15 protein-coding genes are annotated in these 13,850 nt (G+C 46.5%); all 15 read right to left on the bottom strand.

Annotation, left to right across the window (positions count from 1 at the left end; all coding sequences use genetic code 11):
• Positions 1-14 precede the first annotated feature (14 nt).
• The 15 genes from BW42_RS02595 to flhB all read right to left on the bottom strand — a co-directional run bounded on the left by BW42_RS02595 (position 15) and on the right by flhB (position 13,849).
• Entirely contained in the window at positions 15-755 is a 741-nt protein-coding gene (locus BW42_RS02595; RefSeq protein WP_035407050.1) for an isoprenyl transferase, read from the bottom strand.
• A 79-nt stretch (positions 756-834) separates the two neighbouring features.
• Entirely contained in the window at positions 835-1,392 is a 558-nt protein-coding gene (frr, locus tag BW42_RS02590; protein WP_023468691.1) for a ribosome recycling factor, read from the bottom strand.
• 1 nt (position 1,393) lies between these two features.
• Complete coding sequence (pyrH, locus tag BW42_RS02585) at positions 1,394-2,113, bottom strand: UMP kinase (RefSeq protein WP_029342047.1); 720 nt, start codon at positions 2,111-2,113, stop codon at positions 1,394-1,396.
• Between the two features lie 111 nt (positions 2,114-2,224).
• Positions 2,225-3,106, bottom strand: a complete 882-nt coding sequence (gene tsf, locus BW42_RS02580) for a translation elongation factor Ts (protein WP_023468693.1) — start codon at positions 3,104-3,106, stop codon at positions 2,225-2,227.
• Positions 3,107-3,188: 82 nt separating this feature from the next.
• Positions 3,189-3,923 (bottom strand): 30S ribosomal protein S2, encoded by a 735-nt coding sequence (gene rpsB, locus BW42_RS02575; protein ID WP_012370721.1) that lies wholly within the window; start codon positions 3,921-3,923, stop codon positions 3,189-3,191.
• Between the two features lie 129 nt (positions 3,924-4,052).
• Positions 4,053-4,481 (bottom strand): hypothetical protein, encoded by a 429-nt coding sequence (locus tag BW42_RS02570; RefSeq protein WP_035407047.1) that lies wholly within the window; start codon positions 4,479-4,481, stop codon positions 4,053-4,055.
• An 11-nt stretch (positions 4,482-4,492) separates the two neighbouring features.
• Complete coding sequence (locus tag BW42_RS02565) at positions 4,493-5,266, bottom strand: FliA/WhiG family RNA polymerase sigma factor (RefSeq protein WP_035407044.1); 774 nt, start codon at positions 5,264-5,266, stop codon at positions 4,493-4,495.
• 13 nt (positions 5,267-5,279) lie between these two features.
• A complete protein-coding gene (locus tag BW42_RS02560) occupies positions 5,280-5,762 on the bottom strand; it encodes a chemotaxis protein CheD (RefSeq protein ID WP_035407042.1) in 483 nt (160 codons plus the stop codon).
• Positions 5,755-6,363 (bottom strand): chemotaxis protein CheC, encoded by a 609-nt coding sequence (locus tag BW42_RS02555; RefSeq protein WP_035407039.1) that lies wholly within the window; start codon positions 6,361-6,363, stop codon positions 5,755-5,757. The genes BW42_RS02560 and BW42_RS02555 overlap by 8 nt, the downstream gene beginning before the upstream one ends.
• On the bottom strand, positions 6,356-6,784 hold the full coding sequence (locus BW42_RS02550) for a chemotaxis protein CheW (RefSeq protein ID WP_035407036.1): 429 nt from the start codon (positions 6,782-6,784) through the stop codon (positions 6,356-6,358). Before BW42_RS02550 ends, BW42_RS02555 begins: the two co-directional genes overlap by 8 nt.
• Before the next feature lie 11 nt (positions 6,785-6,795).
• Positions 6,796-8,799: a chemotaxis protein CheA gene (locus tag BW42_RS02545; protein WP_035407033.1), complete on the bottom strand. Its 2,004-nt coding sequence runs from the start codon at positions 8,797-8,799 to the stop codon at positions 6,796-6,798.
• 21 nt (positions 8,800-8,820) lie between these two features.
• Positions 8,821-9,675 (bottom strand): MinD/ParA family protein, encoded by an 855-nt coding sequence (locus tag BW42_RS02540; RefSeq protein WP_052018993.1) that lies wholly within the window; start codon positions 9,673-9,675, stop codon positions 8,821-8,823.
• The gene (locus tag BW42_RS02535) at positions 9,672-10,715 is read right to left on the bottom strand and encodes a flagellar biosynthesis protein FlhF (RefSeq protein ID WP_035407027.1); all 1,044 of its coding nucleotides are present in this window, start codon (positions 10,713-10,715) and stop codon (positions 9,672-9,674) included. The genes BW42_RS02540 and BW42_RS02535 overlap by 4 nt, the downstream gene beginning before the upstream one ends.
• A gap of 3 nt (positions 10,716-10,718) precedes the next feature.
• Entirely contained in the window at positions 10,719-12,743 is a 2,025-nt protein-coding gene (gene flhA, locus BW42_RS02530) for a flagellar biosynthesis protein FlhA (protein WP_035407024.1), read from the bottom strand.
• 14 nt (positions 12,744-12,757) lie between these two features.
• On the bottom strand, positions 12,758-13,849 hold the full coding sequence (gene flhB / locus BW42_RS02525; RefSeq protein WP_035407021.1) for a flagellar biosynthesis protein FlhB: 1,092 nt from the start codon (positions 13,847-13,849) through the stop codon (positions 12,758-12,760).
• Between the last annotated feature and the right edge of the window lies 1 nt (position 13,850).

The following is a 13,850-nucleotide window of genomic DNA, read 5'->3' as shown; positions in this document are numbered from 1 at the left end:
AGTTCCTCATTTAATCAGACGCCACCGAATCGGCGTGTCCGTTGATTGTAATCTTCAATTGCTGCTAAGAAAGCATTTCGGCGAAATTCTGGCCACAAGACGTCTGTGAAATAAAACTCCGCATATGCCGCTTGCCAAAGTAAAAAGTTCGATAACCGTTGTTCCCCACTCGTTCGAATGACGAAATCGACGTCGGTTACGGATCCTGTCATCAACTCGCGTTCAATCGTCTCCGTTGTAATCGCATCCGGTGACAGTGTTCCTGCCTGAACCTGTTCGCCCAGTTTTTGCATGACTTGAACGAGTTCATCGCGTCCTCCATAATTCAGAGCGAAAATCAGACGAAGTCCTGTATTATGTTGCGTATCCAGTTTCGCTTGTTCCACTGCCTCACGTGTGAAATGAGGGAGGCGTGATACTTCTCCTGCTACCTCGACTTTAACATTTTGCGCGTCTAACTCTTTTAAATCCGACTCTAAGAATTGCGCCGGCAGCTTCATGAGAAAACTCACTTCTTCTTCCGGACGCGTCCAATTCTCCGTCGAGAAAGCATATAATGTCAGACTCTTAATGCCGAGTTCATTTGCAACCCGAACGACTTCACGAATCGATTTCATACCTTCGCGATGTCCCATGATACGCGGAAGTCCGCGTTTTTGTGCCCATCTACCGTTTCCGTCCATGATGATAGCGACATGCTCTGGTACCCGATCATAGGTTTCGGTTTCTTTCGTCTGATTCAACCATTGAAACATCCGCACTTCCTCCTCTCTCAATTATGAAGAAAGGGACTCTTCGTGTGACAAAGAGTCCCCCCCATGACGATCCGTCGCGTCATACTTCCATGATTTCTTGTTCTTTTTCCGTTGCCGTCTGATCAAGTTGTTTAACGAACTTGTCTGTCAACGTCTGAACATCTTCTGTGTATCCACGCAGATCATCTTCTGTCAATGCACCATCTTTTTCTTGTTTCTTTAACTGCTCGTTCGTATCACGACGAATATTACGGAGGGCAACTTTACCTTCTTCCGTATACTTCTTGACGAGTTTGACGAGTTCCTTCCGGCGCTCTTCCGTTAATGGTGGAATCGCAAGACGGATGACCGTACCATCAGACGACGGCGCAAGACCAAGATCAGCACGTTGAATCGCTTTTTCGATTTCGCTGACCATTGATTTATCCCAAGGAGTGATCAAGATCAGACGTGCTTCTGGTGTGTTGACGTTCGCTACTTGATTGAGCGGTGTCGGTGAACCGTAGTATTCGACTTGAACGGGATCCAAAATCGCAACGTTTGCACGACCTGCGCGGAGCGTCGCAAGTTCTTTCTTAAGTGAAAGATGTGCTTTCTCCATCCGTTCTTCGGCTTGTTTTAAGATTTCTTTTGACATATTATTTCCCCCTTACGATTGTCCCGATTTCGTCACCGATGACGACACGTTTGATGTTACCTTCTTCCATCAACGAGAAGACGATGAGCGGGATGTCATTGTCCATACAAAGTGAAGTTGCTGTAGAATCCATAACTTGAAGTCCATCTTTTAAGACGTCCAAGTAAGAGAGCGTCTCGAATTTCTTCGCTTCTGGATCAACATTCGGGTCAGCTGAGTACACACCATCGACGTTGTTTTTCGCCATTAAGATGACCTCTGCTTCGATTTCAGCTGCACGAAGAGCAGCTGTCGTATCTGTCGAGAAGTACGGGTTCCCTGTACCTGCTGCAAAGATGACGACGCGTCCTTTTTCAAGGTGACGCATCGCACGGCGGCGGATGTACGGTTCTGCTACTTGGCGCATCTCGATAGATGTTTGGACGCGTGTCTCGACACCTACATCTTCCAAGCTGTCTTGAAGCGCAAGCGAGTTCATGACTGTCGCTAACATCCCCATATAATCGGCGTTGGCCCGGTCCATCCCAAGTTCTGCACCTGTTTTGCCACGCCAAATGTTTCCAGCTCCGACGACGACCGCTACTTCAACGTTCAGTTCAACTAATTCGCGAATCTGTTCCGAGATAGATTTGACGATGACAGGATTGATTCCAAACCCTTGATCTCCTGCGAGCGCTTCTCCGCTCAATTTTAACACAATCCGGTTATATTTCGGTTGCATGACTATGTCCCCCTTGCTAAATTCCGTAAAAAAGGAACACGAACCACTTCCACACGAAAGTGGATTGAAGCATACGTGTTCCTTCTCTTGTCATCAGGATGATCCCGATTCTTATTTTTTAAGTTGGTTCATAACTTCTTCAGCGAAGTTCTCTTCGCGTTTTTCCATACCTTCTCCAACTTCGAAGCGTACGAATGACACGACTTTACCGCCTTTAGACTCTACATATTTACCAACTTTGAAGTCTGGATCTTTGACGAACGTTTGATCGACAAGGCAGATTTCCTCGAAGAACTTGTTCATACGACCAACGATCATTTTTTCAACGATGTTAGCTGGTTTTCCTTCGTTCAATGCTTGCTCAGTGAGGACTTTTTCTTCACGTGCTTTTTCTTCTTCTGTGACAGAAGTACGGTCAACGTAAAGTGGACGTGCTGCTGCGATGTGCATTGCAACGTCTTTTGCAACTGTTTCGTCTGTCGTACCTTCGATGACGACAACTGAACCGATGCGTCCACCCATGTGGAGGTAAGAACCGAAGACTGCATCATCTGCTTTTGTGAAGAGCGCTACACGACGGAGTGAGATTTTCTCTCCGATTGTTGAAGCTTCTTCTGAGATGTATGTGTCGATTGTTTTACCTGCTTCATATTCAGAAGCAAGAGCCGCTTCAGCTGTTTCTGAACCGTTACGGAGAACAGCGTCTGCGATGTTTTGAACGAGCGTTTGGAAACGTTCGTTTTTTGCAACGAAGTCTGTTTCTGAGTTGATTTCGACGAGTGCCGCTTTGTTGCCATCAACTGCAACTGCAGTCAATCCTTCAGCTGCGATACGATCGCCTTTTGCTGCTGCTTTAGCGATTCCTTTTTCACGCAAGAAATCTACTGCTGCATTCATATCACCGTCAGTTTCAACGAGTGCTTTTTTGCAGTCGAGCATACCTGCACCTGTTTTTTCACGAAGTTCTTTAACCATTGCTGCTGTAATAGCCATTCGATATTCCTCCTTATAACATCCTTATTTTCAAAAAAAAGGTGATAAAAGGTCGATTCCCTTTATCACCTGGCATCACGAATTACTCAGCGTCTGCTACTACTTCTTCAGTAGTTTCAGGTGCTACGTTATCTTCGCCTTGTTTAACTTCGAGGATTGCGTCAGCCATTTTACCAGTGAGCAATTTGACTGCACGGATCGCATCGTCGTTCGCTGGGATGACGTAGTCGATTTCGTCTGGATCACAGTTAGTATCAACAATCGCAACGATTGGGATGTTGAGTTTGTGTGCTTCTGCAATCGCGATACGCTCTTTGCGTGGGTCAACGATGAAGAGTGCATCCGGAACGCCTGGCATATCTTTGATACCGCCAAGGAATTTCTCAAGACGAGTCATTTCTTTTTTAAGAATGATGACTTCTTTTTTAGGAAGAACTTCGAATGTACCGTTCTCTTCCATTTTTTCGAGTTGTTTCAAACGGTTGATACGTTTTTTGATTGTAGAGAAGTTCGTGAGAGTTCCACCTAACCAACGTTCGTTGATGAAGTATTGACCTGCACGGATCGCTTCTTCTTTCACAGTGTCTTGAGCTTGTTTTTTCGTACCAACGAAAAGAACGTTTCCGCCTTCAGACGCTACTTCACGGATGAAGTTATATGCTTCGTCTACTTTTTTGACCGTTTTTTGAAGGTCGATGATGTAGATTCCGTTCCGTTCTGTGAAGATGTATTTTGCCATTTTTGGGTTCCAACGGCGTGTTTGGTGACCGAAGTGTACACCAGCTTCTAACAATTGTTTCATCGAGATTACTGCCATGATGAATTCCTCCTTTTGGGTTTTGGATGTCCTCCGCGATGATCGTCTGTCCAGCTAACCTATTAAAGGCACCGCAGCTGGCGATACATGCGTGCGTAATTAACACCGTAGACTAATATAGCATAAAGATTACCGAGGGGCAACCTTCGTTTGATGAGAAAGTTTAGCAATCAAAGCCACCTCGCCGGTCCCCCGATTCAAAGATCGTGCAAGCGTCTCAAGATCTGCTCCTTCTCGTAGCGCCTGCTTGATATCCGTTAACGATGGTTCCTTTGAAACGGACCGTTCGACTTCGACGGTTTCTGGCTTCTCATTTGTAGCAACCTGCACTATTTGTAAAGACGCATCCGGTACTTGATCAACGGGTTCGGTTGTCTCATATATAGATGTATCCGTCATGGCGTTGACGTGCTCCATGAAATGTAATAACACTTGTTCCGTCTCGTTTTTTTCGCGTTCTAAATGTGTGATCCGGTCTTTGAGCGCCGCCTGCTGACGAAATAAAACTAGCAGGGCATAACAGACGAGTGCAGCTAATAAGATATAAACGACAGTCATAATTCTCCCTTTCACATGGCGACACGATCTGCTAAATAGGCACTTCCGAGCGCATTTTTCAACTTACGAAGCGCTTTGGAATGGATTTGCGAAATACGGGAAGTCGAGAGTCCGAGAACTTCACCAATTTCAGTAAGCGTCAATTCCTCATAGTAGAACAAAGAAACGACAAGTTGTTCTTTTTCTGATAACCCTTCGACTTCCTCTGCCAGTTTAGCAATCAACTCACGCATTAACAACATATCTTCTGGTGTAGCGGTATCCGGATCAAGATAGGAGACGGTCATCGCTTTTCCCTCATCTTGTAACGTGACTGCTTCATCGATCGATAATACATTCGCGAAATAACTTTCTGCTAACGCACCCTTGACCTCGTCTGGTGTCATATTGACGATAGAAGAGACTTCTTCTATCGTCGGCGTCCGTTGCAAGGATTGTTCTAGGATCTCGACAGCTGCCTCGACCCGCTTTGCTTTTTCGCGTAAGGAACGTGGTAACCAATCGATTTTACGAAGCCCATCTAAAATAGCTCCTCGAATCCGAAAGGCGGCATACGTGTCGAATTTATTATTATGATTTTGATCGAATTTTTGAAGCGCATCGTACAATCCCATCATCCCTAAACTTTTCAACTCGTCTCGATCGACACTTTTAGGCAATGTCGCACTTAAACGCTGAACGTGGTATTGAACAAGTGGTTCATAATTGTGAAGTAACAGGTCTGCCACCGCAATATCGCGTGTGGTCAGCCATCGATCCCAAAGTTGTTGTAATTCCTCACGCATGACCATTCCTCCTCTAGATTTCCAGCGTCCCGACATTCACCGTCCGGATGACGAGACGCCCTGATTGTGAGTGGAACTCGATCGTTCGTCCATTCGTGCCGCCAACATCTTCAGCAACGAGTGGAATTTTGACTTGTTGAAGCATTGCTTTGACCGCAGCGATGTTTCGCTCACCGATCCGCATTGATTCATGTTCATATTTAAATTGAAACATCTGAGCCCCACCAGCAATCTTCGCACGTAATCGGATGGCACCACTTGCTCGAAGTTGGCGGGCTACTTCTAGAATTGCCGTATCGGCAAACTTCCCGACTTCAAGCTCCCGATTCCGACTGATAGCTGAATCAGGTAACATGACATGCGCCATACTCGATAACCCTTGTTCCAGGTCGTAGATGACAACGCCTACACACGATCCAAGACCTGCCGTTCGTAAAATGACGGGGTGCTTACTGATGGCGTACTCCGCAATGCCAATCCGTACGATTTCATCCATTCATGTCCACACCCAATCGTTCAAAGACCGTCTGAAAGGCGTTAGCTTCAGGCAACAAAAGTAAATGTCCGGTCAAATCGTTTCCTGCACTAGACAAGTGCGTGTCAATATAGACAGCCATATTTCCAGGAGTCGTTGATTCAAGTAAGGCTACTTCAAGTAACGCACCTACCATATCAAACGCCGATGCAGGAACACTGACATGTAACGATAAGTTAAGCCAATCGGAGATAGCCCGAGCATACGCTCCTATTAAAATATTCCCAATTTCTTCCCATGCGGAAACCCCCATTTCGTGGGACTCGGAAAAAAAGTGGAATTCCGTCTGCATCAATTGACTCACAAGTTTTTCTGCATCGCGTAGTGGCATCAAAAAGAGTAACGTGGCTTGAATGTCTCCAGAAAAACGTAATAATGCACCAGCAGTATACGTCTCAGCTCCTCCACTTCGCTCGACGATCGTCGTGAAATCCTCCAGCTCAGCGGAAGGGACTTCGATCTCAATCGGCTGTCCGAGTAAAGTAGAAAGTGCCGTTGCCGCGTGACCGGCTCCAATGTTGCCGACTTCTCTCAAGATGTCACGTTCGTTTGGGTTAAGCATGAACAATGTCCTCAAATAAGCGATTCGGTTCAATCAACGAGAACAATTGCTGATCGCCTTTGGCGACTGCAGTCAAATATGAGGCATCCTCCTGCTTTTGTTCACTGAGCGGTTCAATGCGAACATCCGTTGATTCGACGACTTCGTTTGCCCGGTCGACGATGAATCCAGCATCTCCATGCTCTAAAGTGGCGATGATGATGCGTGTCTCTTCTGTCTCTTTCGCTAACTCGAATCCAAGACGAGCACGCAAATCAATCACGGGCGTAACGACACCGCGTAAATTGATGACTCCTTTGACATAAGATGCAGCGTTCGGAATCCGCGTGATCGGGATGAGCCGTTCGATTGAACGAACAGACTGTACATCAATACCGTATGCATTATCTTCTAATTGAAAAACAACCCATTTTTGTTCCATCTTCGTTCCCCTCACTTCCGTAATAGTGCATTGCTGTCAATGATCAACGCGACTTGCCCGTCTCCAAGAATCGTCGCACCAGAAATGGCACGGATTCCTTCAAGATAACTGCCAAGTGGTTTCATGACGATCTCTTGTTGACCAATCAATTCAGATACAATCAAACCAGCTAATTTTTCACCACTCCGGACGACGACGACCGAATAGGCTTCTGCCTCATGTTGCGGCAACCCATAAACCTCATTTAACGAAATAAGCGGAACCAACTGCCCACGGAAATCAAATACTTTTTCCCGGTGTGCTTGTAGAATGGCTGATTTACGTAAAGAGGTTGTTTCGATGATGGCAGTCAATGGAATCGCATACGTCTCTTGTCCGAGTTCTACGAGCATGGCTGAGATGATCGATAGCGTCAGTGGTAAACTGATTCGGAAAATCGTTCCTTCTCCTCGACGTGTCTCGACGAACACTTCTCCGCCCAGTGACTCGATCTTCGATTTGACGACATCGAGACCAACACCACGACCAGACAAGTCGGTGACTTCTTCTGCCGTTGAGAAACCAGGTGCAAATAACAGCATCGAAGCCTCTTCCATCGTTAATTGCATTGCTTCTTCTTCCGTGATCAATCCTTTTTCAATCGCGATCCGTGTGACACGTTCGTGATTGATACCGGCTCCATCATCTTCAATCTCGATGAAGACCCGGTTTCCTGAGTGATAAGCACGTAGCGAAAGATTTCCTTCGACCGGCTTATTTGCTAAAATACGTTCTGCCTTGTTCTCAATCCCATGATCAATGGCATTTCGGATCAAGTGGACGAGCGGATCACCGATCTCATCGATAACTGTACGGTCAAGTTCCGTCTCGGCACCCGTAATGTGTAATTTGATATGTTTTCCGACATCTTTCGAAACGGAACGCACCATTCTTGGGAATCGGTTGAACACTTGTTCGATCGGCATCATCCGTAACGTTAGGACGAGCGATTGCAATTCATTCGTACCTCGTTTGATCCGTTCGACCGTATCTGTCAATTCAGGTGAGCTGACTTCTGCTGCAATACGCTCCAAACGTCCGCGATCGATGATGAACTCTTCGAACAGGTTCATCAAACGATCGATTCGCTCGAGGTTAACACGAATCGTTTTCGAAGCGACAGGCGCAGATATGTCTGTCTGGTCGGATGATTCCGGTGAAGCTACTGATGCAGAGACAGATGTCGGCACAGGAACTTCCTGCGGCAGTGTGGACGTCGCCACCTCCGCTTCAGGTGTTGTCTCGAATGTGTCGATCGTTACTGTCGCAACTTCGGATACAGAAGCAATCGCTTCTTGAATCGTCACCTGATCTTGTTGCGTCACGAACAAGACTGAGAACGTCGTCTCAAAATGCTCCTGCTCCAGTTCATCAGATGTCGGGTTCGATAAGATGACATCTCCGAGTTGTTGTAAACGATCAAACACCATATAAACGCGTGCCGCTTTTAAGATGACGTCCGCCGAGAGTTCGACGTGGACGATATACGCTTGATAACCGGATGCAATCGATTGTTTGACGACTGCCTCCGAGTAAACGTCGCACTCAAAGGTTTGTGAAGCAACTATAGGTGTAACTGGAACGATTTCTTCTTGCTCGGGACGAATGAACTGCTGTAAACGTCTCACTGTTTCAGTGACGTCAAGCTTTCCTTTCCCACCTCGACTGATGTCTTCTACCATCGTCTCTAGTTGCTCGGCGGCTACGAAGAGAACATCGATCAGTTCAGCAGTAGCAGGTTGTTTTTTCGATCTGACTAAATCAAGGGCACTCTCCATCTCGTGCGTTAAATCAGCGATTGCGTCGTATCCCATCGTTCCTGCCATTCCTTTTAACGTATGGGCAGAACGGAAAATTTGATCGATGACCGCCTCGTCGTCTAGCCGCTCCTCAAAAACTAATAAGCTTGTATTGATTGCTTGTAAATGCTCCATCGACTCATCGAGGAACAACCCTACATATTCATTTAAGTCCATGACTGATACCCTCCTTTAATCTTAACGGACATGATCTTTTCTTTTTTTCAGACGATGTAACAATCGATCTAAAAACTTCCGTTCCTTGACTTGTACACCTGTTAACGATGTCGTGATGTGATCGAGCCGCCAACTGACGTCGCTCGTTCGATCCATCAAATAAAATGGCATCTGTGCCTTGACTGCTTTAACGACTGTCGGATCTTCTGGTAAAAAACCGGTAAAGCGAAGAGGTTTTTGCAAAAACTGTTGGCTGACAAGTGCTAATCGATCAAACGTTTCAAGCGCTTCCCCACCATTCGTCGCCCGATTGACGACAACGGAAATCGGAAGATCCGTCGCATGATGGTGTGCCAGTTTGACAAACGCATATCCGTCCATGATCGAAGTCGGCTCTGGCGTGACAATCAACCATGCTTCGTCTGCACTACTGATGAAATCAAATGTCTGATGATTCGCACCGGCTCCTAAATCGAGTAACACATAGTCATATTCATAGAAAAATTGGAACTCCCGTAGAAGGAACATCACGTCTTCCTTCGTCAGATTCGTCAATTCTGCAAAACCACTTCCGCCATGAATGAAATGAAGAGACGGAGACTGTTCCACGATTGCGTGCTGGAGTGATTCTCGTCGTTTGACGCATTCCATTAAAGATGACTTCGACGATTTACCGAATAGAATCCCGATGTTCGCCATTCCAATATCAAGATCAATCAAAAGCACTCGTTTTTCTTGCAACGATAATGCCACGCCAAGATTCACCGCGACATTCGTTTTTCCGACGCCACCTTTTCCACTCACGATGGCAATCGTCTTCGTTTCCTTGACGGTCACTTTAGATCGTAAGACACGTGCTTGATCTTCTCGCATCATCTCATCCCTCTCTCGACAATCATTCGGGATAACTCATCCGCCGTAGCGAACGTGATGTCTTCCGGCACTTCTTGCCCCGTCGTCACACAATAGATCGGCAACTTCGTCTCGGTCGCGAGTCCGAATATCGACCAGAGTTCACTTGTTTCATCTGCTTTCGAAAAGACGATTCCGGATAAAGGAATCTTGCCGAAACGGTCGTGGATTTGTAATAAATCTCGGTATTTCGAGGTCAAACTAAGAACCAAAAATACATCCGTATCCGCAAAATCATGCCGACTTCGTAACTGCTCCACATACGCTTCGTCTAAGAAATTTCGCCCCGCTGTATCGACAAGTACGATGTCACACGATGCTAACGCCTGCTTGGCTCGTTCGAAATCATCCAAGTCATATGCGACATGAATCGGAATGCCTAATATGTCTGCATATGTTTTTAATTGTTCAATCGCTGAGATCCGGTATGTATCGGTCGTGATGAGTCCAACTCGTTGATTTTTAATGAGAGCATGGTGAGCAGCAAGCTTAGCGATGGTCGTTGTCTTTCCGACACCAGTCGGTCCTGTCAACATGACATACCGTGCAGTCGACGGTGTGACGCGTAATGACGCTTTCACTTCTTCCGTCAAGAGATCCGTTAACTCCGTTTGTTGTGTTTGATAATACGCAGTCAATAACCGTTCGTGTAATCGTTCAGATACCTGCTGTAACGCTGGTTCAGCCAGTAACGGCGCATAATGTCGCAATTCTTTTGGCAATGGTCGCTCGCCGACCGTAACAATCGTCGGACGCACTGGTACTGGTTGGATAATTTCCACAACCTCCTGTCGACTCGTTGCTTGCTTCGAGACGACAGGTTCGCTTGAGACATGTTCATCCACCGATGCAACCAATTCCACTTTTTTCTTCGCAAATAAACCAAAGAATCCGCCCACTTTGATGTGGCGAGTATTTAATATAATGGCATCGTTCCCGAGTTCGCGTTTGATCCGTTCCATGGCCTCGCTAACAGAATCCGCCGTGACTTTTTTGACTATCATCTCTTAAATCACCCCAATACTCTTGACTTCGATCGTCGGCATTAATTCGTTATAGGACAAAATCGGAATATCTGGAAAATAGCGTTCTGTCAATTGACGAACGAACATCCGGATACTTGGAGAAGTCAGGATGATCGGATGCGCCCCGTATCGTTCGAATTCCATTGCTCGCTCTTGCAACGTCTCGATGAAACGTGTCGCCTTTTCGGGATCAAGCGCTAAATAATTACCGAACTCAGTCTTTTGGATGGCCGACTGGATATCCAGTTCCATCTCACTTGAGATCGTCACGACGTGCAAGACATCTCCTTGCATGACCTGTTCCGTAATTTGACGCGATAAGGATTGACGAACATATTCCGCGAGCAATTCGCTGTCTTTCGTCACAGCTGCATAGTCTGCGAGCGTTTCGAAAATCAATGGTAGATTTCGAATCGAGACTTTTTCTTTTAGTAATTGAACGAATACTTTTTGAAGTTCACCGATCGATAACAGCTGTGGTGTGACTTCTTCGACTAGAATCGGATGCGATTCCTTCAAATGGTCGACCAATTGTTTCGTCTCTTCTCGTCCGAGTAATTCAGCGGCATGTTTCTTCAAGAGCTCCGTCAAATGTGTCGCGACGACAGATGGTGGATCAACGACCGTATACCCTGACATCTCTGCTCGACTACGTGTCTGTTCATCAATCCAGAGTGCTGGCATACCAAAGGCTGGTTCGACCGTTTCGATACCTCGAATTTCTGGATCATCGACACCTGGGCTCATCGCTAAGTAATGATCCAGTAAAAGCTCACCACTTGCCATCTCACTTCCGCGAATCTTGATTCGATACTGGTTCGGGGATAACTGCAGATGATCGCGAATCCGAACGGTCGGTAGAACGAATCCAAGTTCAAGCGCTAGTTGCCGACGAATCATGACGACACGATCGAGTAAATCGCCGCCTTGGGCTTCATCAGCGAGTGGAATCAATCCGTAACCGAATTCGAATTCAATCGTATCGACATTGAGTAAGGAAATGACTGATTCGCTTGATCGTAAGTTTTCACTCGGTGCTTCTTCAACCGCAACTTCTTCTTGCATCGTCTTCGTCGTCTGCTTCATCCGCCAAGCGAAGAAGCCGAACAGGATTGCAATCGGCATCGTGACGTAATCGGGAATCGCCGTGAACAATCCGAGTAAGAAGATCGCCCCAGCTGCGATTCCGACAAGTAAAGGTGTCCGTGCCAATTGACCGATGACATCTTCACCGAGGTTTCCGTCTGAAGTCGAGCGCGTGACGATGATCCCGGTCGCCACCGAAATTAAAAGGGCTGGAATCTGACTGACAAGTCCGTCTCCGACCGTCAGTAACGTATACAGTTTGACTGAGTCCGCCATCGGTAAACCTTGCTGAACGACACCGATGATCATACCGAAGATTAAATTGATGATGACGATGATGATCCCGGCGATCGCATCTCCTTTAACGAACTTCGAGGCACCATCCATCGCACCGTAAAAGTCTGCTTCAGATTGGATTTTTTGGCGGCGGGTCCGAGCTTGTAATTCATCGATCATACCGGAATTCAAATCGGCGTCGATTGCCATCTGTTTCCCTGGCATCGCATCAAGCGTAAAACGTGCCGACACTTCTGAGACCCGTTCCGAACCCTTCGTGATGACGAGGAACTGGATTAAGACGAGAATCAAGAATACGACGAAGCCGACGAGGGCATTTCCGCCGACGACGAAATCACCAAATGCTTCAATGACTTCGCCACCGTTTCCGTTTGACAGGATTGCCCGTGTCGTCGAAACGTTAAGCGCAAGACGAAACAAGGTAACGATCAATAACAATGTTGGAAAGACAGAAAACTCTAGTGCCTCTTTGGCATTCATCGCAACGAGCAATACCATCAAGGCAATGAGAATATTGATGATGATTAAAAAATCGAGCATGATAGCGGGCAGTGGAATGACGAGCATGAAGACGATCATGATGACGCCTAGCAGGACCGTTAAATCTCTTGTTGATATACTCATGATGCTTCATCCTTTCATTTTGCTTGTTTCAGTTGATAGACAAAGGCGAGTGTTTCAGCGAGCGCCTGATAGAACGTTTCATCCACTGCCATACCAATTTCTGATTGAGCGAACAACGCCCGCGCGAGCGGACGGTTTTCAACAATCGGGACCTCAGCTGCTGTCGCCTTCTCCCGAATCCGGAACGCGACAGCATCTACGCCTTTTGCAACGACGATCGGTGCCATATGTTTACCGTCATCGTATTGGATCGCTACCGCATAATGGGTCGGGTTCGTGATAACGACGTCGGCATTTGGTATTTCTTGCATCATCCGCCGCATCGCCATCTCCCGTTGTTGTTGTTTAATCTTTCCTTTGATTTGAGGGTCACCCTCTGTGTTTTTATGCTCATCCTTTAAATCCTGCTTACTCATTCGGATCGACTTCTCGAAATCAAATTTCTGATAGGCAAAATCAAGAATGGCTAATGCAATCAAGGCGATACTGACCGATAAACCGAGTAAAAATGTTAAATGACCAATGATAGCTAACGCATCGCCAATCGGTTCCGAGGTCAATCTCGAGATCTCGACCTTGTTGTTCCATAAGACTGTTCCACTTGTTACACCGATCACCAGCAATTTAAAGACCGATTTCAAAAACTCGACAAGTGCTTTGACGCTCACGATCCGTTTGACGCCTTGAAGCGGATTGATCCGGTCCAGTTTCGGCTGAATCGCCTCACCGCTTAAGAGCACACCGATTTGGACGAAGTTTCCGAGAATACCAATCACGACCGCTGTTAAAAAGAAAGGTGCGACTAAAATCCCCATTTGCATCAGCATCTCGATGAGAATCTGTTCAACTCGTCCTTCTTCAACCGCTTGCAGGACTTGACTAGCACTAAGACCATCTTGCAGGACGAGAACGAAACGCCGTCCTAGAAACGGACCAAAAAAATAGAGGACGAGAAACATGGCGAACAACATGAAACTGCTTGTTAAATCTGCTGATTTTGCGACTTGTCCCTTCTTACGGGAGTCATCCCGCTTTCGAGGTGTCGCCTTTTCCGTCTTTTCACCAGCGAAATACTGAAGATCAAGGCGTAATCGATATGAATGCATG

Source organism: Exiguobacterium sp. RIT341, from assembly GCF_000632205.1.
Classification (GTDB): Bacteria; Bacillota; Bacilli; order Exiguobacteriales; family Exiguobacteriaceae; genus Exiguobacterium_A.
This window is presented reverse-complemented; position numbering and strand designations above follow the sequence as displayed.

Coding starts and splice junctions, on each gene's coding strand:
- BW42_RS02595 (WP_035407050.1), bottom strand. CDS start 755: ATGTTTCAATGGTTGAATCAGACGAAAGAAACCGAAACCTATGATCGG.
- frr (WP_023468691.1), bottom strand. CDS start 1,392: ATGTCAAAAGAAATCTTAAAACAAGCCGAAGAACGGATGGAGAAAGCA.
- pyrH (WP_029342047.1), bottom strand. CDS start 2,113: ATGCAACCGAAATATAACCGGATTGTGTTAAAATTGAGCGGAGAAGCG.
- tsf (WP_023468693.1), bottom strand. CDS start 3,106: ATGGCTATTACAGCAGCAATGGTTAAAGAACTTCGTGAAAAAACAGGT.
- rpsB (WP_012370721.1), bottom strand. CDS start 3,923: ATGGCAGTAATCTCGATGAAACAATTGTTAGAAGCTGGTGTACACTTC.
- BW42_RS02570 (WP_035407047.1), bottom strand. CDS start 4,481: ATGACTGTCGTTTATATCTTATTAGCTGCACTCGTCTGTTATGCCCTG.
- BW42_RS02565 (WP_035407044.1), bottom strand. CDS start 5,266: ATGCGTGAGGAATTACAACAACTTTGGGATCGATGGCTGACCACACGC.
- BW42_RS02560 (WP_035407042.1), bottom strand. CDS start 5,762: ATGGATGAAATCGTACGGATTGGCATTGCGGAGTACGCCATCAGTAAG.
- BW42_RS02555 (WP_035407039.1), bottom strand. CDS start 6,363: ATGCTTAACCCAAACGAACGTGACATCTTGAGAGAAGTCGGCAACATT.
- BW42_RS02550 (WP_035407036.1), bottom strand. CDS start 6,784: ATGGAACAAAAATGGGTTGTTTTTCAATTAGAAGATAATGCATACGGT.
- BW42_RS02545 (WP_035407033.1), bottom strand. CDS start 8,799: ATGGACTTAAATGAATATGTAGGGTTGTTCCTCGATGAGTCGATGGAG.
- BW42_RS02540 (WP_052018993.1), bottom strand. CDS start 9,675: ATGATGCGAGAAGATCAAGCACGTGTCTTACGATCTAAAGTGACCGTC.
- BW42_RS02535 (WP_035407027.1), bottom strand. CDS start 10,715: ATGATAGTCAAAAAAGTCACGGCGGATTCTGTTAGCGAGGCCATGGAA.
- flhA (WP_035407024.1), bottom strand. CDS start 12,743: ATGAGTATATCAACAAGAGATTTAACGGTCCTGCTAGGCGTCATCATG.
- flhB (WP_035407021.1), bottom strand. CDS start 13,849: ATGCATTCATATCGATTACGCCTTGATCTTCAGTATTTCGCTGGTGAA.